18 protein-coding genes and 2 tRNA genes are annotated in these 19,984 nt (G+C 70.5%); 6 read left to right on the top strand and 14 right to left on the bottom strand.

The genetic code is table 11. The features are described 5' to 3' along the window. Nucleotides 1-216 precede the first annotated feature (216 nt). A complete protein-coding gene (locus ACZ7L5_RS05170; protein ID WP_471514554.1) occupies nt 217-1,494 on the top strand; it encodes a cytochrome b/b6 domain-containing protein in 1,278 nt (425 codons plus the stop codon). Further along, nucleotides 1,491-3,101, top strand: coding sequence for an NADH-ubiquinone oxidoreductase-F iron-sulfur binding region domain-containing protein (locus ACZ7L5_RS05165; protein ID WP_328881695.1), 1,611 nt, complete (start codon nt 1,491-1,493; stop codon nt 3,099-3,101). The genes ACZ7L5_RS05170 and ACZ7L5_RS05165 overlap by 4 nt, the downstream gene beginning before the upstream one ends. 115 nt (nt 3,102-3,216) lie before the next feature. Here the strand turns inward: ACZ7L5_RS05165 and ACZ7L5_RS05160 are convergent. Further along, nucleotides 3,217-3,289: transfer RNA gene (locus tag ACZ7L5_RS05160), tRNA-Ala, on the bottom strand. A 126-nt stretch (nt 3,290-3,415) separates the two neighbouring features. Between ACZ7L5_RS05160 and ACZ7L5_RS05155 the strand changes: the two genes are divergently transcribed. Then, nucleotides 3,416-4,657 (top strand): glycosyltransferase 87 family protein, encoded by a 1,242-nt coding sequence (locus ACZ7L5_RS05155; protein ID WP_471514553.1) that lies wholly within the window; start codon nt 3,416-3,418, stop codon nt 4,655-4,657. On the opposite strand, the gene ACZ7L5_RS05150 is transcribed toward ACZ7L5_RS05155, so the two are convergent. From ACZ7L5_RS05150 to ACZ7L5_RS05115, 8 genes are all read right to left on the bottom strand, one after another. Continuing rightward, nucleotides 4,636-4,869, bottom strand: coding sequence for a hypothetical protein (locus ACZ7L5_RS05150; RefSeq protein ID WP_003976229.1), 234 nt, complete (start codon nt 4,867-4,869; stop codon nt 4,636-4,638). The two genes, ACZ7L5_RS05155 and ACZ7L5_RS05150, sit on opposite strands and share 22 nt — an antisense overlap. 439 nt (nt 4,870-5,308) lie before the next feature. Then, nucleotides 5,309-5,381: transfer RNA gene (locus ACZ7L5_RS05145), tRNA-Ala, on the bottom strand. Between the two features lie 100 nt (nt 5,382-5,481). Next, nucleotides 5,482-6,153 (bottom strand): histidine phosphatase family protein, encoded by a 672-nt coding sequence (locus ACZ7L5_RS05140; protein WP_467480912.1) that lies wholly within the window; start codon nt 6,151-6,153, stop codon nt 5,482-5,484. Then, a complete protein-coding gene (gene rsfS / locus ACZ7L5_RS05135; protein ID WP_328881692.1) occupies nt 6,150-6,596 on the bottom strand; it encodes a ribosome silencing factor in 447 nt (148 codons plus the stop codon). The genes ACZ7L5_RS05140 and rsfS overlap by 4 nt, the downstream gene beginning before the upstream one ends. 107 nt (nt 6,597-6,703) lie before the next feature. Then, nucleotides 6,704-8,413 carry an LCP family protein gene (locus ACZ7L5_RS05130; RefSeq protein WP_471514552.1) on the bottom strand — a complete coding sequence of 570 codons (1,710 nt, stop codon included), beginning with the start codon at nt 8,411-8,413 and terminating at the stop codon, nt 6,704-6,706. Between the two features lie 25 nt (nt 8,414-8,438). Beyond that, nucleotides 8,439-9,077 carry a nicotinate-nucleotide adenylyltransferase gene (gene nadD, locus ACZ7L5_RS05125; RefSeq protein WP_328427688.1) on the bottom strand — a complete coding sequence of 213 codons (639 nt, stop codon included), beginning with the start codon at nt 9,075-9,077 and terminating at the stop codon, nt 8,439-8,441. A gap of 79 nt (nt 9,078-9,156) precedes the next feature. Continuing rightward, nucleotides 9,157-9,321 (bottom strand): hypothetical protein, encoded by a 165-nt coding sequence (locus ACZ7L5_RS05120; RefSeq protein WP_107119861.1) that lies wholly within the window; start codon nt 9,319-9,321, stop codon nt 9,157-9,159. 131 nt (nt 9,322-9,452) lie between these two features. Further along, nucleotides 9,453-9,614: a hypothetical protein gene (locus ACZ7L5_RS05115; RefSeq protein ID WP_471514550.1), complete on the bottom strand. Its 162-nt coding sequence runs from the start codon at nt 9,612-9,614 to the stop codon at nt 9,453-9,455. A 136-nt stretch (nt 9,615-9,750) separates the two neighbouring features. Here ACZ7L5_RS05115 and ACZ7L5_RS05110 point away from each other — a divergent pair, with 136 nt between their 5' ends. Next, nucleotides 9,751-10,866 carry a M48 family metallopeptidase gene (locus ACZ7L5_RS05110; RefSeq protein WP_471514549.1) on the top strand — a complete coding sequence of 372 codons (1,116 nt, stop codon included), beginning with the start codon at nt 9,751-9,753 and terminating at the stop codon, nt 10,864-10,866. Between the two features lie 90 nt (nt 10,867-10,956). Here the strand turns inward: ACZ7L5_RS05110 and ACZ7L5_RS05105 are convergent, their stop codons facing one another. From ACZ7L5_RS05105 to proB, 5 genes are all read right to left on the bottom strand, one after another. Continuing rightward, entirely contained in the window at nt 10,957-12,039 is a 1,083-nt protein-coding gene (locus tag ACZ7L5_RS05105) for an SCO2583 family membrane protein (protein WP_471514547.1), read from the bottom strand. Nucleotides 12,040-12,173: 134 nt separating this feature from the next. Next, entirely contained in the window at nt 12,174-12,749 is a 576-nt protein-coding gene (locus tag ACZ7L5_RS05100) for an SCO2584 family spore wall biosynthesis protein (RefSeq protein ID WP_471514545.1), read from the bottom strand. A 148-nt stretch (nt 12,750-12,897) separates the two neighbouring features. Further along, nucleotides 12,898-14,184: a glutamate-5-semialdehyde dehydrogenase gene (locus ACZ7L5_RS05095; protein WP_471514543.1), complete on the bottom strand. Its 1,287-nt coding sequence runs from the start codon at nt 14,182-14,184 to the stop codon at nt 12,898-12,900. Between the two features lie 146 nt (nt 14,185-14,330). Further along, the gene (locus ACZ7L5_RS05090) at nt 14,331-14,786 is read right to left on the bottom strand and encodes a hypothetical protein (RefSeq protein WP_328884460.1); all 456 of its coding nucleotides are present in this window, start codon (nt 14,784-14,786) and stop codon (nt 14,331-14,333) included. Between the two features lie 301 nt (nt 14,787-15,087). Beyond that, nucleotides 15,088-16,215, bottom strand: a complete 1,128-nt coding sequence (gene proB / locus ACZ7L5_RS05085; RefSeq protein ID WP_328881686.1) for a glutamate 5-kinase — start codon at nt 16,213-16,215, stop codon at nt 15,088-15,090. 191 nt (nt 16,216-16,406) lie between these two features. On the opposite strand from proB, the gene ACZ7L5_RS05080 reads away from it, so the two are divergent. Together ACZ7L5_RS05080 and ACZ7L5_RS05075 are read left to right on the top strand one after the other, a co-directional pair. After that, nucleotides 16,407-17,816, top strand: a complete 1,410-nt coding sequence (locus ACZ7L5_RS05080) for a polysaccharide pyruvyl transferase family protein (protein WP_471514541.1) — start codon at nt 16,407-16,409, stop codon at nt 17,814-17,816. A 172-nt stretch (nt 17,817-17,988) separates the two neighbouring features. Further along, nucleotides 17,989-19,984 (top strand): hypothetical protein (locus ACZ7L5_RS05075; RefSeq protein ID WP_471514539.1); only part of this gene is annotated, 1,996 nt, incomplete at its 3' end.

Here is a 19,984-nt window from a genome sequence, read left to right as displayed (position 1 = left end):
TAGATAACAACGCAATAACTCAAACGCCGTACCCCTCGGTATGGAGCCACTTAGAGTGCGGCAACGGGACCGCCTTCCCGAACCGTTCGGAGTTGCCCCCATGAACCCTCGTCCCCACAGCAGCCCGCCCCCCAGGCCGGACCTCCCGGGCCGGGGGGCGTCGGTCGCTGACACTCGGTCGCCCATACCCCTCATCGCGCTTTCGGGAGGAATGCCGTGACGACGGATCCGAACGACAGCGTGGCGGACGACGCCTTCTTGGAGTTCCTCAACTTCGGCGCCGGCGTGCTGTCCCTGGTCTGCCTCACCTGCTCGGTGATCTGGGGGCTCGTCGCCCAGGACCGGATGATCCTCAACACCCGGCAGCGGCTCATCGCACAGGCCATCCACCGAGTGACCGCTGTGGCGTCGATCGCGTTCCTCCTGGTGCACATCGGTGTCAAGCTGGCGTTGGAGCACGCCAGCCCGATCGCCGTGTTCATCCCCTTCGGCCTGCTGTTCGCCGGCGGCAGCGAGATCCCGGGCAGCGCCTTCCTCATCGGCCTGGGCACCTTGGCCGCCATGCTCATGATCTTCGTCGGCGTCACCGGCGCGCTGCGCAACCGCTTCGCGTCGCCCGCGCCCGTCGCGGCGCGCTGGCGGGCGATGCACATGCTGGCCTACCCGGCCTGGTGCGCGGCACTGATCCACGGCCTGTTCGCGGGCCGCCCGGCGAAGACGTTTTTCATGGTGTGCTACGAGCTGTGCGTCGTCGCGGTCGCCGCCGCACTCGCCCTGCGTGCGGCACCGCGCCCGTACAAGCGCAAGGTCGCCGACCGGATCGCCCAGCTCATCGGCAACGGCGAGCCCGCGGGCCGCGAGGAACTGGACGCGAGCAGGGCCCGGTCGTCGGAGTCCGCGCTGCCCGGCTACGACGGAAGGGGGAGGCGGTCGAGGCGGGCCGACCCGACGGGATCCCAGCCCCGGGCGACGCCCTCTTCCGACCCCCTGTACCAGGCACCCCCGGCGCAGGCACCCGGTACGGGCTTCGCGGCCGCCTATCGCGCCGTCTCCCCCCGCTCCCGAGGGGGGCAGGAGCAGCCCTATGCGCCCGACCAGACCGCGAGCATGGGCCTGCCCCTGGACATGCAGCAGACAGAGGCGATCCCGCGCGTGGACGGCGGCGGCAGCACATCGGGCAGTTGGCCGATCCCGTCCCCACCGCCGGTCGGCGAGGCACCCCCGTCCGCGTACGACCCGCTCAACGACACCGGATACAACATCCCCGTCTACGGCAATTCAGGCACCCCGGGCTATGACGCCGGGGCTTCGGGCTACGGCTCGAGTGACGTGTACGACACCGCTGAGACAAACGCCGTCTTCGGTACGTACAACCAGAACGACACGTACAACAACAGCGGTCCCGCCACTGAAACTTTCCCCGGTGCCTCCTACGACTTCGACGCACCGGGTTCGGGCGAACCTTGGAACACGCCTTCCGGAGGCTTTAAGTGAACGAGGCCCTGCCCGACGTACCAGAAGTCCGCGTAGTCGGACTTCCCCAGCTCACGTCGGGCTTCGACCTTGTCGAGAGACTCGATCTGCCCATGCATCTCAAGGTGCACGGGCCGCTCGAACCGATGGGCGGCGAGCAACTCGCGAAGCTCGCCGAGAACATCAACCTGAAGGGCCGCGGCGGCGCGGGCTTCCCCTTCCACAGGAAGCTGCGCACGGTCGCCGAGGCCGCGATCAAGCGCGGGGTGCGGCCGGTCGTCGTCGTCAACGGCAGTGAGGACGAACCGGCCTGCCGCAAGGACACGGTGATGATCAACCGTGCCCCGCATCTCATCCTGGACGGCGCACTGCTGTGCGCCGAGGCCATGGGTGCCCGCACGCTCGTGGTGGCGGTCACCCGGGAGTCCACCCAGCGCTCCATGGAGGCCGCCCTCGCCGAACGCGGCCTCAGCAACAGCCGTCGCTCCGCGTTGCGCGCGTTCGTCCAGCGCAACCCGGTGCGCATGGTCACCGGCGCCGCGGCGTCCGTGGTCCGCTCCATCGACGGCGGCCCGGCGATCCCGTCCGGCCGCAAGGTCAGCGCCTCGCAGAACGGCGTCGGCGGCGCCCCCACCCTGCTGTCCAACGCCGAGACCTTCGCGCAGCTCGCGATCGCCGCCCGCATCGGTCCGGAGCGCTACGGCAACACCGGCCTGTACGACGAGCCGGGCACCGTCATGCTCACCGTCTCCGGCGCGGTGGCCCGCCCGATGGTCATCGAGGTCCCCACGGGCGTGCCGCTGCGCTACGTCCTGCAGCTCGCGGGCGCTCCGCCCGTCCCGCAGGGCGTGCTGACCGGCGGCTACCACGGCAAGTGGATCGACGCGGCGACGGTCAACGAGGCGATCGTCTCGCGCAACTCCCTGGACGCCGTGGGCGGCGCGCTCGGCGCCGGCGCGATCCTGCCGATCACTCAGGAGACCTGCCCGCTGGGCGAGTCGCTGCGCGTGGCGCAGTGGCTGGCCGAGGAGAGCGCGGGCCAGTGCGGCCCCTGCTACCTCGGTCTGCCGGCCGCCGCGCGCGGCTTGGAGGACATCCTCAACGGCGGCGGCCCGGCCGCCCTGGAGGCGCTCAAGCAGGTCGCCAAGAACGTGAAGCGGCGCGGCGCGTGCTCGCACCCCGACGGCTCCGCGATGTTCCTGGAGTCGACCATCAAGGCGTTCACGGACGACCTCGCGGCGCATGTCCTCGGCAACGGCTGCGGACGGCCCGTGGAGGGCGTTCTGCCGCTCTTCGAGGGCGGCATGGGCCCGACGGGCATCCCGGGCGGCGCCGAGTCGGAGGAGAACGGCCCCAGCCGCCAGAAGATCTACGTCGACTGGACGCTGTGCCGCGGCCACGGCCTGTGCGCGGACATCCTCCCGGAGGTCTTCCAACTGGGCGCCGACGGCTTCCCCACCGTCGCCCAGGCGAAGGTGCCTCGCTACGCCGAGGCCAAGGCGCTGCGCGCGGTGCGCCGTTGCCCGGCCCTCGCCCTGCGTCTGGAGGAGGACACGCGCGCGCAGGAGTCGTCCCGCAATCTGCCGGTCCTCTCCCAAGGCCGCGGCAGGCGGGCGCTGGGCCGCTGAAGCAGGGCACGCACGCGTAGAGGGGCCGTCCGCACCGGACGGCCCCTCGTTCGCGCAGTCCCGGAGCACACAAAAAAGATCCCGCCGAATCGAATCGACCCGGCGGGATCTGCTGTGGAGCTAAGGAGAATTGAACTCCTGACCTCCTGCATGCCATGCAGGCGCTCTACCAACTGAGCTATAGCCCCTTGCGACCATCCGGCGGAGCCGCGATCTTGACTGCGGCGCCCGGTTTCCCCGGCGGCGACGCCAACATTACCGGTCGACCTCGTGCAGCACCAAATCGTTTCCGACTCAGACCAGTACGACCACTAATGTCGTACTTCGTGACCGCGATCGCACCCTCCGTCGTCCGCGGCCGAGCGCCGGTCGCCGTGGGTGCCTGCCTGGCCTCCTTCGCCGCGTTCTGGATGGCCCAGCGAGCCGCGCACGTCTCGATGGTCGACCTGATGGTGTACCGGGCCGAGGGCGCGACCGTACGCGCGGGAGGCGACCTGTACGCGCTGGAGGCGACGGCCGCGCGACTGCCCGCCACCTACCCGCCGTTCGCGGCCCTGCTGTTCACTCCGCTCACACTCCTCGACGCGGCGACGACGCGCACCCTGGCGACGGTCGGGAACCTCGCACTGCTCGTGGTCTTCGTACGGCAATCCCTGCGCCTGGTCGGGCACACGCGCGTGGAGAGCGTCTGGACGGTCGCGGCGGTGGCTGTCTGGTGCGAGCCGGTGTGGACGACGCTGCGGTACGGGCAGATCAACCTGCTGCTCGCCGTCCTGGTGCTGTGGGATCTGTCACGCCGTCCGGAGAACCGCTGGGCCGGCATCGGGATCGGGCTCGCGGCGGCCGTGAAGCTGACGCCCGCTCTGTTCGCGGTGGTTCTGCTCCTGGCCGGTGTCGTGACCCGACGCCGGCACGGCTGCGGCGGCCCCTGGCTGCGGCACGCGCGTGTGGCGGCCGTCTCGTTCGCCGGGGCGACCCTGTTGGCCGCGGCTGTACTGCCGTACGACTCCTGGCGTTTCTGGACCCGCGTCGTGTTCGCGGCCGGGCGCGTGGGGCGTACCGAGGACACCGCGAATCAGGCCCTGCGCGGCGTTCTCGCGCGGCTGCTGCAGACTCCGGAGCCCGGCGCCGCCTGGGTGCTCACGGCGGCCGTGGTGGGCGCTACAGGACTCGGCGTGGCGGTAGCGGCGGAGTTGCGCGGAGGGCGGGCCTGGGCGGTGACCGTCTGCGCGGTGACGGCGCTGCTCGTCAGCCCGGTGTCCTGGTCGCACCACTGGGTGTGGTGCGTGCCGGTGGCCCTGCTCCTCGGCACGCACGCGTACCGGCGCGCCGCCCTCGGCACGGTGCTCGTCTTCTCGTCGTACACGCTGTGGTGGGTGCCACATGGTCCGGGGCGGCATGAACTGCACCAAAGCAGCATCGAGTTAATGATGTCAGCCCTTTACGGGACAGCCGGGTGCCTCTTCCTCATGATCGCCGGGGTCGGCGTCGGGACACTCAGGAGCCCCGGCCGCGGTCATGCCGTGACGGCCGGTCAAGCCGTGACGAAGGAATAGAAGCGCTTGAGCGTGCAGTGCTCTTCGAGGAGACGGCCGTAGATCGGTTCGCCCTCGAGTTCACGGTAGGTCTCGATCGGGTCGCCTTTTATGATCAGCGCCCGCGCGCATTCCTCGCACCAGTACTGGTAGTCGGGGTTCACCGGTTCCATGTCACGGACGATCGGCGTTCCGCTGCCGCACCAGTCGCACTTTCGCCTGTGTGCACCCATCGATCAGCTCCAGCTGTGGCCGCAGGCCGTGCACACGTAGGAAATTCCGCCGTTGTCCCCCAAAAGCTGGGCGACGTGGGCGGAGCCGCAGGAAGGGCAGCTGAGGCGGGTGATCGTATCCCGTGCCAACGCTGCTTCGAAGAGGCCACCGGCCTCTCCGAAGATGCTCGCAGGCATCGCAACTCCCTCCCGTCGGGCCGCGCCCCCTTCCGGCCGTTTGATTCTGCCACGGCCGGACCAATACGGTCAGCGACGCCTCAGTACCAGTCCGGACACGGCAGCCTCCGCGGCCGAACGAAGCGCGCGAACACGCACCCCAAAGCGCCTCTTGAGAGGTATACGCCTGCGAGGCCCAAGTGACTCAAGACGGACCCGAACAGTTCGGATACCAGAAGATCCCGCCGATCGAAGCGATCGGCGGGATCTTGTTGTCTCGCTGTGGAGCTAAGGAGAATTGAACTCCTGACCTCCTGCATGCCATGCAGGCGCTCTACCAACTGAGCTATAGCCCCTTGTGCCACGCGGGCGAACCGCAGTGGTCTTTCGCCCCGCTCGGCGGGGCGAACAAGAAGAACTTTAGCCTGCGACCTGCCGGAAAGTGAAATCCGGCTCTCAGTCGTCGTCGCCGAGCACGGGCTCCGGCAGGGTGCCGGCGTTGTGCTCCAGCAGACGCCAGCCGCGGGCGCCCTCCCCCAGGACGGACCAGCAGCAGTTGGTCAGGCCGCCGAGGCTCTCCCAGTGCTTGGGCTCCAGGCCGAGGAGGCGCCCGATGGTCGTACGGATCGTGCCGCCGTGGCTGACCACGACCAGCGTGCCGTCCTCCGGGAGCTTCTCGGCGTGCCGGAGCACCACGGGCGCGGCGCGGTCGGCGACCTCGGTCTCCAGCTCGCCGCCGCCGCGGCGCACCGGCTCACCGCGCTTCCACGCCGCGTACTCCTCGCCGTACCGGGTGATGATCTCCTCGTGCGTCAGGCCCTGCCAGACGCCCGCGTAGGTCTCCCGCAGGGCCTCGTCGTGCATGACCTCCAGGCCGGTGAGCGTGGCCAGCTCGGCGGCCGTGTGTGCGGCGCGCTGAAGGTCGGAGGCGATGATCGCGTCGGGCTTGAGGCCCGCGAGCAGCCGGGCGGCGCGGCGGGCCTGGGAGATGCCGGCCTCGGTGAGAGGGACGTCCGTGGAGCCCTGGAAGCGGCGCTCCACGTTCCAGGATGTCTGGCCGTGCCGCCAGAGGATGACGCGGCGGCCCCGGCCGGGCCTGCCCGCGGCCACCTCACCGGTGGCACTCATCGCCACTCACCGCCCAGCTCGGCCGCCTCCTCGGCGGCCTGGTGCTTCGCGTGCTCGGCGGCCTTGCCGCGAGTGGCCTTGGCGTCCTCGGGCAGCTCCAGCTCGGGGCAGTCCTTCCACAGCCGCTCCAGGGCGTAGAAGACGCGCTCCTCGCTGTGCTGGACGTGGACGACGATGTCGACGTAGTCGAGCAGCACCCAGCGGGCTTCGCGGTCGCCCTCGCGGCGCACCGGCTTGACGCCGAGCTCCTTCTGGAGCCGCTCCTCGATCTCGTCGACGATCGACTTGACCTGGCGGTCGTTGGGCGCGGAGGCCAGCAGGAAGGCGTCCGTGATCGACAGCACGTCGCTGACGTCGTAGGCGATGATGTCGTGCGCGAGCTTGTCGGCGGCTGCCTGGGCGGCGGTGTTGACGAGCTCGAGGGAACGGTCGGTAGCGGTCACTACAAGGCTTTCGGTCGGCGGACACTTGACGTCAAGGGTCTCACGGACCGCCGACAGCACCCCACGTGATTATCGGCTCACGTGGGGTGCCCCGGGTGTCGTGCCCGCTAGGAGGACGACGGCTCGTAGTCCTGGCCGAGGACCACGGAGACGTCCGCGTTCCCGGACACCTCGCCCTTACTGACCGCTCCGGAGGACAGCCCCAGGGTCTTGGCGACCTCGGTGGCGTCGTCCTTGTCGGCGGCGTCGGCATAGACGACCTCGGACGTGGCCGCGGTGGACCCGGTGCCGCCCTCCAGGAAGGTGAAGCCGCCGTTGAGCAGCACCACGCGGGCCGCGTTGGTGTTGTCCTTGACCCCGCTGGCGTTGCGGACGGACACGCGGACCGCGGCGTCCTTGCTGGGGCTCTTGGCGGTGCCGCCGAGGACGTCCTTGACGACGCTCGCGCTCGCCTGTGCGCTCAGCGTCCCGTCGGTCTGGACGGGCAGCATGGCCGTCTTGTAGTCGCCGCCCTTGGCGAGGTCGGCGAGCTTGGCGAGGAAGGCGCCGAGGTCCTTGTCGGTCAGCGGCGGCTCGATGATCATCCCGAGCGTCTGCACGGTGGTGGTCGCGCCCTGCGTGTCCGAGGTCAGCTTGCGCAGCACGGCCTGCATGACCTGCCCGAACCGCTCCAGCTGGGCGTTCTGCGCCTCGCCGGAGCCCTGGTAGGTGGCGTAGGCGACGGCCGTCTTGCCGCTGAGGGTCTGCGCCTTGCCCTTGCGGACGAGGGGCGCCGCGCCCTTGGACTTGGCGTCCGGGTCGGGCACGTCGGCGTTGGTGTCGACCTCGATGTTGCCGACCAGGTCGACGAGGTTCTGCAGATACGGGGTGTCCAGCCGCCAGGTGCCCTGGATCTCGGTGCCGAGGACGGTGTCGATGGCGTCGCGCGTCCCGGAGGAGCCGTCGTCGTCGACCGACTTGGCCAGGGTCGTCGTACTGCCGTCGTCGCCGCTCAGGGCGAGGGAGTTGGGCATCAGGACGGTGGTGCCCTGGTGGGTGGTGGCATTGTCGACGAGCAGCGCCGTGGAGGTGCCGCCGCTCTTGGTGTTGTGCAGATGGACGACGATCACGTCACGCTTCTGGGCGCCCACGGGCGTCGCCGTGTCGGTCTTGTCGTCCGACGCCGAGAGGCCGGGCAGCTTCCCGGCGTACCAGAGGTAGCCGACACCGCCGGCCGCGGCGATCGCGAGGACGACCACCAGGGCGATGACACGCGCGCGTGCCCGCCGCCGGGCCTCCTCGCGGCGCTCGGTGCGGTTCTCGGTGAACTTCAGCCAGTCGATGACGTCCTCGGAGTCCTGGTCGGGCTCCTCGACGAAGGCGAACTGTTCGGTGTGGTAATCCGCGTCACCGCGGCCCTGGGCCACCGGTTCCTCGACCGGCCCGGCCTGCTGCGGGATGTAGGCGGTCTGCTCGGCGACCCGCTGCTGCTGACCGCTGGTGGCGGTACGGCCGTACGGGTCATACGGCGCCGAGTGCCCACCGCCGTGGTGCTGCTGGTGCGTGCCGGTGCCGTACGGGTCGTAGGCGGGCGTGGTCGGCTGCTGACCGGTGTCGCCGGACCCGTAGGGGTCGTACGGCGGTACCGGCTGCTGCCGGCCGGTCGCGTACGGGTCGTAGCCGTAGCCCTGCTGCGCGTAAGGGTCGTATTGCTGCTGGGGCTGCTGTTGCTGTGGCGGGACCTGTCGGTACACCGGCTGCCCGTACTCGTCGTAGCCGACCAGTTCGTACTGGTCGGCCTCGTATCCCGCGCTCCCCGCGTCGTATCGGTCGTTCACCGGTAGCCCCTCTCGGCTCACTGCCTCACTCGCCGCGGTACAGCTCGCGCTTGTCGATGTAGCGCACGACTCCGTCCGGCACCAGATACCAGATGGGGTCTCCCTTTGCGACTCTCGCGCGGCAATCGGTGGACGAGATGGCCAGCGCGGGAACCTCGACCAACGAGACACCGCCTTCCGGGAGCCCCGGGTCGTTGAGGTGATGGCCGGGCCGGGTGACCCCGATGAAGTGCGAGAGGGAGAACAGCTCCTCCGAGTCCCGCCACGTCAGGATCCGGTCGAGGGCGTCGGCGCCGGTGATGAAGAACAGGTCCGTGTCGGGGTTGAGCGCGCGCAGGTCCCGCAGGGTGTCCACGGTGTACGTCGGGCCGCCGCGGTCGATGTCGATGCGGCTGACGGAGAACTGCGGGTTCTCGGCCGTGGCGATGACCGTCATCAGATAACGGTCCTCGGCCGGGGAGACGTGCCGGTCGCTCTTCTGCCACGGCTGGCCGGTGGGCACGAACACGACCTCGTCGAGGTGGAACTGCGCGGCGACCTCACTGGCCGCGACGAGGTGGCCGTGGTGGATCGGGTCAAACGTTCCACCCATGACGCCGAGGCGGCGTTTGGCGCGGTTCGACGGGCCGTTTCCGGGGCCGGTAGGCATGTCCTGCTCTCCCATGCGTGCAGACCCTACCGGCCCCGCCTGAGGGCTCCGGCCGGGCAGCTGCCGACCGGACCGGGAGGGGCCTGGCCGGGACTCAGCGGTCGCGGTTGAAGCGGGTGGTGATCCACAGCAGGAGCAGCAGGATGACGAAGGCGCCACCCCCGGTGAGCCACGGGCTGATGCTGTTGTGGTTGCCACCGTGCTCCTCGCCCTCGGCGGCGAGGGTGACCAACTGGGCAGCGGCGCTGTGGAAGCTCATCTTCGGCGTGACCTATCCGGTGTGGGCGGGATAAAGATGTCGGCCCATCGTAAGCGGGCGCCATGACGGCCATCACGCCGACTCCACCGTTGGGGCGCCTTCGACGGTCCGCGGGGAACCTTCCCGGCGGCTCAGTCGTCATTCCGCCTGTAGCCCCGCAACAGGAACCACGCGGTCAGCACACAGCCCACGACCATCACGATCAGTACGACCCGGAGCAGATTTCCCGCCCCCTGCTGCTCGGCCGCGAGCGCGGCCTCGGTGAGCCAGGTGGCCGGGGGGTTGTGCTCCATGACGCGGAACTCCTTCGCTGTAGTGCCCGTCCACGGTAACTCCGCCTAGGCTGGGCTCTGCTTCGGGGGCGCAAAGGGCGGAACAAGGCTCCGCAAAGAGCCGCACAGAGCCATCCATACGCACCTGGGGGAAGACATGTCCGAAGGCCACGAGCACACCGGGCACGAGAACGTACCGAGCAGGCAGCGCAGGCGTTTCCCGGGGATCTCCTCGCGTGCGTACGAACACCCGGCGGACCGTTCGGCCCTGGTGGCCCTGCGCAAGCTCAGCGGCTTCGACACGGTCTTCAAGGCCCTGAGCGGCCTGCTCCCCGAGCGCAGTCTGCGGCTGCTCTTCCTGTCCGACTCGGTGCGGGTCTCGGACCAGCAGTTCGCGAACCTCAACGTCATGCTGCGGGACGCCTGTTACATCCTGGACCTGGAGAAGGTCCCGCCGATGTACGTCAATCAGGACCCGGTGCCGAACGCGATGTGCATCGGCCTGGACGAGCCGATCATCGTGGTCACGACGGGCCTCGTCGAGCTGCTCGACGAGGAGGAGATGCGGGCGGTCGTCGGCCACGAGGTGGGCCATGCCCTCTCCGGCCACTCGGTCTACCGCACGATCCTCCTCTTCCTCACCACCCTGGCCGTCCGAGTCGCCTGGATTCCGCTGGGCAACATCGCGATCATGGCGATCGTGACGGCGCTGCGCGAGTGGTTCCGCAAGTCGGAGCTCTCCGCCGACCGTGCCGGCCTGCTCGTCGGCCAGGACCTCCAGTCCTCGATGCGCGGCCTGATGAAGCTCGCGGGCGGCCACCATCTGCACGAGATGAACGTGGACGCGTTCCTGAAGCAGGCCGAGGAGTACGAGGCGGGCGGCGACCTGCGCGACTCGGTCCTGAAGATCCTGAACGTCCTGCCCCGCTCCCACCCCTTCACCACGGTCCGCGCGGCCGAGCTGAAGAAGTGGGCCGAGTCCCGCGACTACCAGCGGATCATGGACGGCCACTACCCGCGCCGCGACGAGGACAAGGACGCCTCGGTCACCGACTCCTTCCGCGAGTCCGCCTCCCACTACGCCACCCACGTGAAGTCCTCCAAGGACCCCCTGATGAAGCTGGTCACGGACATAGCGGGCGGCGCCGGCGACCTGGGCGGCCGCGTACGCCGAGGCTTCGGCGGCTTCACCAGCGCACCCCCGAAGGACGAGCCGAGGCGCGACAACCCGGGCGAGGGAGGCACGGGCGAGGACGGCACAGCCAACAGCTGACGGGTTCGCCTCTCGGCACCGGTCCGGGCACATTCAGCCTGTCCGGCGTTCGGGACGGGTGGGGGCGGCGGGGGCGGGACCCCCCGGCGCTCAAACCTTCGGCTGGGACCCCGTAGCCAGCGACCCGCACAGCGCCGTCGCCCCACCCGTGGCATAGGGGTCGGTCCCCGCAGGGCCGCCCGCCTTCGCCGTCTGCCCGGCCAGCAGTGGATGCAGCCGGTTCGTGGAGTCCTCGGCGCACGACAGCGGCCCCGCCTGCACGTAGGACACGACCAGCTGGGCCTGATGCAGCCGCAGGTCCTCCCGGTCGAACCGGAAGTGCAACTCCCGCCGCACGGTGAACAGCGAGGCCTCGGCCGCCTTCTCCCCGGCCCCCGCCTGCACCGCCCGCAGCGCGTACACGAACGTGTGATCGGCCGTGACCTCAAGCGTGGACGAGTCCGTCTCCGCCGCCTGCAGCGTCCCCTGCACTCGGATCTTGCGGTCCGCCAGCTCGGCCTGGGAGGGGTCGAAGCGCACCAGCCACCCGGTCGGCGCATGCCGCCCGTCCGCGGCAGGCTGCCTGAAGCTCTGGTCGAACTGGTCCAGCTGATCGGGATCGAGCAGCACCCGGACCGGACGGACCTGCTCACCGGTGAGCACCTCGGGATACAGCGAGGACCGCACGATGTAGTCCTTGGCGATGCTCAGCGCATTCGTCACCTGGCTGTCCGAGAAGTGCGCGGTACGGCGGGCGGCCGGCAGCGGTATGCCCTCCGCACCGAGCCGGAACTGAGCGGCGGGGCTGTGCGCGTACAGGTTCTCCGCGTCGCTCCCCCCGGGCACCTTGCCCTCCGGGGCGAGCGGGATGACGGTCATGCGCAGCGGCTCGGCGGGCGGTCCGGAGTTCGCCGGGGTCTGGTAGGGGTGCCGTACACCCATGTAGATCGCGGTCCCGAAGGCCACGGCGATCAACAGGACCAGGATCAGTGCCTGCCGGGACAGGCCGCGCCGCAGTGGTGCACGCCGGCGCACGGCGGGGGCGTGGTCGGCGATCCGCTCCTGTGCGGAGAACTCCTGGAGGCGGGCAGCACGGACGAACGACTCGTCGAAGACGACGGATCGGTACTCGTCCTCGCCACCTCCGGGGCCGCCCTCGGGTGTCCCCTCAGGTGGGTCTCCTGGCCCTCCCATATCTTCAGGGTAGGTCGCCAGGAGCTCAGGTAAACGCCCTGCCGCACGACAAGTTCTGACAGGTTCTCACCAGGATCGTCAGACAGCTCTCCGTGGTGTTCAGGCCATCGATCGGGTCATTCGACCGGGCCCGGTCAGGGCGTGCGCGGGGTCGCCGAAATGGCCGGTCGGGAATGGTCGGCGGAGGCGGAGGGAGCCGCTGCGCTGCCCTGTTCCAACCCGGTCGACGCGGGCGCCGGGACCTGCTCCCGGCCGCTGGACGAGGCGCCGCGGTAGACCGCCGTGAAGGCCAGCGCGACCATGCCGATGCCCATCACGAGGGCGAGCATCCAGGCAACGGGGCGGTGCCAGCGGACCTGCTTGCCGTACGTCCCGGGAGCGCCGTAGCGGCCTTCCAGGATGTCCGTGTCGTCCAGATCGTCCAGCTCGGGATCATGGCCGAAAGAAGCGCGGTCGTCGGTGCCGTACCCGTCGTCGTACCGCTCGCCCCGGCCGTGTGCCCGGCGGGCCTCCGCCTCGGAGGCCTCCGCTCTCGCCTGGGCGGCGGCCAGGAGGCGCTCGACGGCGGTCGGCTCGTGCACCACGGCCGCCCGTACGAAGGCCTCGTCGAAGACCACGGAGGCGAACTCTTCGTCCGACACCCCGCGGTCGTGGTCGTCGTCGGGCTCCCAGCCGTCAGGGAACGGCGTGCCCCCCACGTCCTCCGGCACGGCTCCAGAGTAGACCTGGGGGGTCAATTTGGGCAGACGGTATGGAAATTCATCTGCCTGGTGAGGCACCTGTCGTGCGGCACGGAGGCGGCCCGGGGGCGCGTGTTCGACGCATATGCCCTGGCTGCGCGCCCCTACGCCGTACGGGTCAGCGCCGTACGTGCCCGTCGCCGGTGACGATGTACTTCGTGCTGGTCAGCTCGGGCAGCCCCATCGGCCCGCGGGCGTGCAGCTTCTGCGTGGAGATGCCGATCTCCGCGCCGAAGCCGAACTGGCCGCCGTCCGTGAAGCGGGTGGACGCGTTCACCGCGACCGTCGTGGAATCGACCAGCTGGGTGAAGCGGCGGGCGGCCTGCTGCGAGGTGGTGACGATGGCCTCGGTGTGGCCGGAGGTCCACAGACGGATGTGCTCGACGGCCTTGTCCAGCGAGTCCACGACGGCGGCGGCGATGTCGTACGACAGGTACTCGGTCTCCCAGTCCTCCGCGGTCGCCTCGACGAGGGTCGCCTTGGAGTCCTTGCCGTACGCCATCACCCTCTCGTCGGCGTGCACGGTCACCCCGGCCTCCGCGAGGGCGTCCAGGGCACGCGGCAGGAAATCGGGGGCGATGTCCTGGTGGACGAGGAGGGTCTCGGCGGAGTTGCAGACGCTGACGCGCTGGGCCTTGGAGTTGATCAGGATCTCGACCGCCATGTCGAGGTCGGCGTGGGCGTCGACGTAGACGTGGCAGTTGCCCGTGCCGGTCTCGATCACCGGGACGATGGACTCGGTGACCACCGTCTGGATCAGCGAGGCGCCGCCGCGCGGGATCAGCACGTCGACGAGCCCGCGGGCCCGCATCAGCTCCCGTACGCTCTCGCGGCTCTCGCCGGGCACCAGCTGCACGGCGTCGGCGGGCAGCCCGGCCCCGCCCACGGCGTCGCGGATCACCCGCACGAGTGCGCTGTTCGACTCGTACGCCGAGGCCGAGCCGCGCAGCAGTACGGCGTTGCCGGACTTCAGGCAGAGGGCGGCGGCGTCGACGGTGACGTTCGGGCGGGCCTCGTAGATGATCCCGACGACGCCCAGCGGGACGCGGACCTGGCGCAGGTCGATGCCGTTGGGGAGGGTCGAGCCGCGGACGACCTCACCGACCGGGTCGGGCAGCGCGACGACTTCCCGCACGTCGGAGGCGATGGCCCGCACGCGCTCCGGCGTCAGCGTCAGCCGGTCGATGATCGCCTCGCTGGTGCCGGCCTCACGGGCCTTGGCGATGTCCTTGGCGTTGGCCTCGACGATTTCGCTCGTCCGGACCTCCAGGGCGTCCGCGATGGCGAGCAGCGCGTCGTCCTTCTCGGCCCGCGGCAGCGGGGCGAGGTCGGCGGCGGCGGCCTTGGCGCGGTAGGCGGCCCTGTTGACCGGGGACATGGAGTCGTACGGCGAAAGCGTGGTCATGAAAGAAGGGTAGTGCGCCCGCGAGGGCGGTCCATCGTATGTTCCGAACCGCGAGACGGAACCGAAACGCGGCCAGCGCCCTCTTTTGCGCGCACCGCACCGCCGCCCTGTACCGCACCGCCCGGCCCCACCCCCGCTCCTGAGCGCTAGAACGGGTGGACACCCACCGGAGTCGCCGGCGGTGGTCCGAAGCCTTCCGAGAGCCGCAGGTGGTAGGTCTCGCGGTCGATGACCTCGAGCCCGACGATCTCCCACGGCGGCAGCCCCGCGCTCTGCCGGTGCTCGCCCCACAGGCGCAGCGCGACCGCGGCGGCGTCGTGCAGGTCGCGGGCCTCTTCCCAGTACCGGATCTCGGCGTGGTCGCCCGCGTACCGGCTGGTCAGCAGAAACGGGTGGTCGTGGGCGAGCTGTTCGAGGGCGCGCCGCACTTCCTTCACCGGGGCCTCCTGACCGGAGACACTGAGGGTGACGTGCCACAGGCGGGGCAGGTCCTTGGGCTCCTCGTAGCGGTCGCCGGCCGCGACGCTCGTCAAGGCGCGCTCCTCACCGGCCGCACGGGACGAGGCCCCGTCGGCACTGCGGGACGCCGTCCCAGGGCGCACTCGTCTCACGACGGCCTCCTTTACGCAGTGACCGACTCGGTGGTCGTGCGGAATGTGTCCCGTAGACAAAGTTGAGCAGGCCGCAAGGGCTCGCGGGGCGATTTTGCGGAACGTCCACCTCAGGGCGACTTACGCAACGGAGCGTTCCCCCTGTTTTCGGCCGGGGGTCCGGGGGACTTACGCAACGGGGCGTTCTCCCCTGTTCTCGGCGTTCCCCCTGTTCTCGGCACCCCGGAGCACCGGAGGGCGTGCAGAACTCCGGGATCACCCGCGGCCGGCTGAAACCGGGCCGACCGCCGCCCTACGGCTCCAGGATCACCAGATCGTCCCGGTGCACGACCTCCCGCTCGTACTCCGCCCCCAGTTCCCGCGCCAGCTCCCGCGTCGACCGCCCGAGCAGTTGCGGCATCTCCTTGGCGTCGAAGTTGACGAGCCCGCGTGCGACCGCGCGCCCCGCGCTGTTGCGCAGCTCGACCGGGTCGCCCGCGCTGAACTCGCCTTCGACGGCGGCGATCCCGGCCGGCAGCAGGGACATCCGGCGTTCGACGACCGCCCGTACCGCGCCGTCGTCCAGGGTCAGCGAGCCCTGCGGGGTGGAGGCGTGCTGCAGCCACAGCAGCCGGTCGGCGGAGCGCTTGCCGGTGGCGTGGAAGTAGGTGCCGGTGTCGCCGCCGTGCAGCGCCTCGGCGGCGTGGATCGCGCTGGTGAGGACGACGGGGATGCCCGCGGCGGCCGCGATCCGGGCGGCCTCGACCTTGGTGACCATGCCGCCGGTGCCGACCCCGGCCCGGCCCGCGCTGCCGATCTCCACCTGCGCCAGGTCCTCCGGACCGTGCACCTGAGCTATCCGCGAGGTCCCGGGCTTGCTGGGGTCGCCGTCGTACACGCCGTCCACGTCGGACAGCAGCACCAGCAGGTCGGCCCGCACCAGATGCGCCACTAGCGCCGCGAGCCGGTCGTTGTCACCGAAGCGGATCTCGTCCGTGGCAACGGTGTCGTTCTCGTTGACGATCGGGAACGCGCCCATCGCGAGGAGCTTGTCGAGGGTGCGGGAAGCGTTGCGGTGGTGCGCGCGGCGGCTCATGTCGTCGCTGGTCAGCAGGACCTGGCCGACGCGGACGCCGTGGCGGGCGAAGGAGGCGGTGTAGCGGGCGACGAGGAGGCCCTGGCCGACGCTGGCGGCGGCCTGCTGGCGGGCCAGGTCCTTGGGGCGGCGACGCAGGCCCAGCGGGGCGAGACCGGCGGCGATGGCGCCGGAGGAGACGAGGACGACCTCCCTCTCCCCGCCGCTGCGGCTCTTCGCGAGGACGTCGACGAGCGCGTCGACGCGGTCGGCGTCCAGACCGCCGGACGCGGTGGTCAGCGACGACGACCCCACCTTGACGACGATCCTGCGGGCCTCGCGCACACCCTGCCTTGCCCCTGCCACCTGTGTTCTTTCCCCTCGCGTACGTCCGGTTCCCTGCCCGGCAATCTACGCGAAGAGGATCGTGCGGCGCGCGGCGATTCCAGCCCCCGGACAACCTCGGGGTAACTGCCTGCTCACGCCTCGCGTACGGCGAAAAGGTTGCGTTGGTTGCCTATAGAAGTCAAAGACGACGCAAACTTAAGTTGAACGCTGTGCCACACGATGCTCATCACGTTCACCGCGCGAAGCGGCTTCTTCTCCGCTCGGGCAAGAGCCCCTACGACGTCGTCCCCATCGAGGAGGCCCTCCATCGAGACGTCATCGCCACCAATTCCGGCAACCTGATCTTCAGCGACGCCACCCACAAGATCCTTGAGACTCCGCGCACCGAGGTCGTCTCGAACGGCATCCGCACCGATGTCTCGGCGGCGGGCCGGATCAACGAGGAGTACGACGCCTTCGTGGTCCCGCTCGCGAACGCGTTCCGTCCTTCGTTCGAGGGGCAGCTGAAGCGGCTGACGCGGCTGATCACCAAGCTCCGGATTCCCGTGGTCGTGGTGGGGGTCGGCGCGCAGGCCGGGCTCGGCTACAACGCGGCACGGCTGAAGGCCATCGAACCCGCGGTGCGCGAGTTCGTCTCCGCCGTGCTCGACCGCAGCGCCTCTATCGGGGTGCGCGGCGAGTTCACCGAGAAGTACCTCAAGGACCTGGGGTTCCGGGACGTCGAGGTCATCGGCTGCCCCTCGCTGTTCCTGTACGGCAAGGAGCTCACCGTCACCAAGCGGGAGCCGGTCCTCGGCGCCGGCTCCCGGATCGCGGTCAACGGCTCGCACAGCGCGGTGAAGTCGCAGGGCCTGGACCGGGTCATCGCCCGCGCCCACGCCCGCTACCCCTACCTGCGCTTCATCGGCCAGAACCTCAGCGACGCACGGCAGTTGCACTGGCGGGACCTGTCCGACCCGAACGGCATGGTGACCGCGATGCCGACGCACCCCGAGCACCCGATGTTCCGGGAGGACAAGGTCCGCGTCTACGTCGACCCGGTCACCTGGATCGACGACCTGCGCACGTTCGACTTCTCCTTCGGCTCCCGCATCCACGGCAACATCGCCGCGCTGCTGGCGGGCACGCCGGCGACCGTGCTGTGCGGTGACTCGCGCACGCTCGAACTGTGCCGCTACTTCGACATCCCGCACCGCCGGATCGACAAGCTGACCGAGGGCCTGGACCCCGCGGCGCTGTACGAGGAGGCCGACTTCGGCGCCCTGATGAGCGGCCACCAGGAGCGGTTCGAGCGGTTCACGGCGTTCCTGGACAGGAACGGCCTGGAGAACACCTTCACGCACGGCGACGGCGGCGCCGCCTTCGACGAACGCATGAAGTCGCTGTCCTTCCCGGCGGGCATCCGCCCCTGGAACGACGCCGACCTGACCTCGCTCACCACCCGGTTCGGCTGGCTGCAGAGCCGTATCACCGAACTCGCCACGGACAACGACCGGTTGCGGCGCGACCTGGCCCGTACCGCCAAGGGCGGCGCCGCGGTGCCGGCGGCGTCCGTCTACCGCCGGGCCCGCCGCGTGGTGGGCGGCCCGATCCGCAGGGCGCTGCAGTCGGGACGGTAGAGGGCCGAGGTCTCCGGCCGCCACGTCGAGGGCCGGGGTACCCGCCGGCCCCGGTCACTCCAGGCCCCCAGGACACATGCGTGTCGTCCGCAGGCCGCCGCGCGTTAACCCGGGCGCACGACGTCAGTTAACCCGACGCCCGCGTCCCGCGCCGATCTTGGAGTGACCGCAGTTGCCCGCACCCCTGTCCCGCATCCCGGCGAGAGCGCTCGTCACGGCTCTCCTGGCCGCCGCCTTCTGCGCCCAGGCCGTGGCGGCGCTGCGCCCGCACGTCCCGCTGCTGCTCGGCGCGACGGCCCTGTCCCTGGCCGTCGAGGGCGTGCTGCTGCGCTGGCAGCGCGGCGTCCTGTCGGTGTTCGCCAAGTCGCATGCGGACCTCACCGTGCGGCACGTACTGCGGGACCTGCTGCTGGTCGTGTGCCTGCTGCGGCTGGGCGAGCAGCATCGGGAGCCGGTGTACACCCCGCTGATCGCGGGTCTGCTCGCCTTCTACGTCCTGCACTGCGCGATCCAGGCGGTGTCGGTGCTGGTCCGCCGCACCCGCACGCTGCCGGTGGTCACCCGCAACATCGACGCCGCCGCCCTGCGCCTGTCCCCCGCCCCGCCCATCCTGCTGCGCCGCCCGGGACCCCGCCTGCTGATCTTCGGCCTCCCTGCCACGGCCGGCCTGCTGGCCACGGCGGCCACCGACGACCCCCGCTGCGCGGCCCTGGGCATCGCACTCTCCCTGGGCCTCGCCCTGCTGGGCCTGTGCGACCTTCTCGTACGGCTGCTGCCGAGCCGTCGCCCGGCGGGTGAGCGGGAGACTCTGGAGTGGCTCGACGCCTGGCTGGCGGAGTACCGGCCGACCGTCGGGCTCTACTTCTCCGGCGGCGCGGCCTCGGCATACCAGGCGAACATGTGGCTGGAGCCGCTCGCGAAGCTGGACGGCAGGCCGCTGATCGTGCTGCGCGAGCGGTTCATGGTGCAGAAGATCGCGCCGACCGACGTGCCGGTCCTGTGTCTGCCGAAGGTCTCCACGCTGATGCGCCTGGAGGAGTCCTCGCTCCAGGTCCTCATCCACCCCTCGAACTCCGGCAAGACCTCCCAGGTCCTGCGCATCCCCACGCTCAAGCACACCTTCGTCAACCACGGGGAGAGCGACAAGCTGTCGTCCTGCAACCCGTACGCGAAGGCCTACGACGAGGTGTGGGTGGCCGGACCGGCGGCGCGCGAGCGGTACGCGTACGCCGAGGTCGGCGTCGAGGACAAGGACGTCGTGGAGATCGGCCGCCCGCAGCTTGACGACGTCAGGGCGTACGCGGGCCCGCCGAGCGGGGCGTGCACGACGGTGCTGTACGCACCGACCTGGGAGGGCTGGGACGGCAACCCCGGCAACACCTCGGTGATCGAGGCCGGCGAGAACCTCGTACGCGCGCTGCTCGCGGATGCGGGCGTACGGCTGCTGTACAAGCCGCATCCGCTGACGGGGTCGGTGGATCCGCGCGCGGGGGCCGCCGATCTGCGCATCCGCGAGCTGATCACGGCGGCGAACCGGGAGCGGGCCGGCGAGCGCCCGCGTGACACCGGTGAACTCGTTCTGCGTACCGAGGAGTTGGACCGGCTCACCACGACCGACGTGCGGGCGTCCGCCGATCAGCTTGAGCGAATGCTGCTGCAGTCGGCGCCGGAGCCCGGGCGGGCGGAGGCGGTGGCGCGGGCGACGACGGCCTGGGAGGAGGCGTACTGGGCCTCGCTGCCGGAGTGGGAGCACCAGGTGGTCACGGCCGCCCGGCCGACGCTGTACGCCTGCTTCAACGAGGCGGACCTGCTCATCAGCGATGTGTCCAGCGTGATCAGCGACTTCCTGGCGAGCGGGAAGCCGTACGCCGTGGCGAACACCAGCGGCCTCGCGGAGGACGTGTTCCGCAAGGCCTTCCCGACCGTGCGCGCGGGGACGGTGCTGACGCCGGACGCGGCCGGGGTGCCGGAGCTGCTGGACGCGGTGCGGCACCCCGAGAAGGACCGACTGGTCGAGGCGCGGGCGGAGTTGAAGCGGCACCTGCTGGGGCCGGACGAGCCGCCGGCACAGGCGCGCTTCAACGAGGCCGTGCAGTCGCTGTGTTCGGTGGCCGGGGAGCACCGCGCCCGGATGGCGGAGCGGCTGGCGGCGGAGACCCCCGAGATCC

Source organism: Streptomyces sp. NPDC107528 (genome assembly GCF_055639295.1).
This window is presented reverse-complemented; position numbering and strand designations above follow the sequence as displayed.

What these genes read in the sequence shown, in the direction of transcription:
- ACZ7L5_RS05155 (WP_471514553.1), top strand. Translation starts at nt 3,416, where the DNA reads ATGTCGTACTTCGTGACCGCGATCGCACCCTCCGTCGTCCGCGGCCGA.
- ACZ7L5_RS05150 (WP_003976229.1), bottom strand. Translation starts at nt 4,869, where the DNA reads ATGGGTGCACACAGGCGAAAGTGCGACTGGTGCGGCAGCGGAACGCCG.
- ACZ7L5_RS05140 (WP_467480912.1), bottom strand. Translation starts at nt 6,153, where the DNA reads ATGAGTGCCACCGGTGAGGTGGCCGCGGGCAGGCCCGGCCGGGGCCGC.
- nadD (WP_328427688.1), bottom strand. Translation starts at nt 9,077, where the DNA reads ATGGGAGAGCAGGACATGCCTACCGGCCCCGGAAACGGCCCGTCGAAC.
- ACZ7L5_RS05120 (WP_107119861.1), bottom strand. Translation starts at nt 9,321, where the DNA reads ATGAGCTTCCACAGCGCCGCTGCCCAGTTGGTCACCCTCGCCGCCGAG.
- ACZ7L5_RS05115 (WP_471514550.1), bottom strand. Translation starts at nt 9,614, where the DNA reads ATGGAGCACAACCCCCCGGCCACCTGGCTCACCGAGGCCGCGCTCGCG.
- ACZ7L5_RS05110 (WP_471514549.1), top strand. Translation starts at nt 9,751, where the DNA reads ATGTCCGAAGGCCACGAGCACACCGGGCACGAGAACGTACCGAGCAGG.
- ACZ7L5_RS05105 (WP_471514547.1), bottom strand. Translation starts at nt 12,039, where the DNA reads ATGGGAGGGCCAGGAGACCCACCTGAGGGGACACCCGAGGGCGGCCCC.
- ACZ7L5_RS05095 (WP_471514543.1), bottom strand. Translation starts at nt 14,184, where the DNA reads ATGACCACGCTTTCGCCGTACGACTCCATGTCCCCGGTCAACAGGGCC.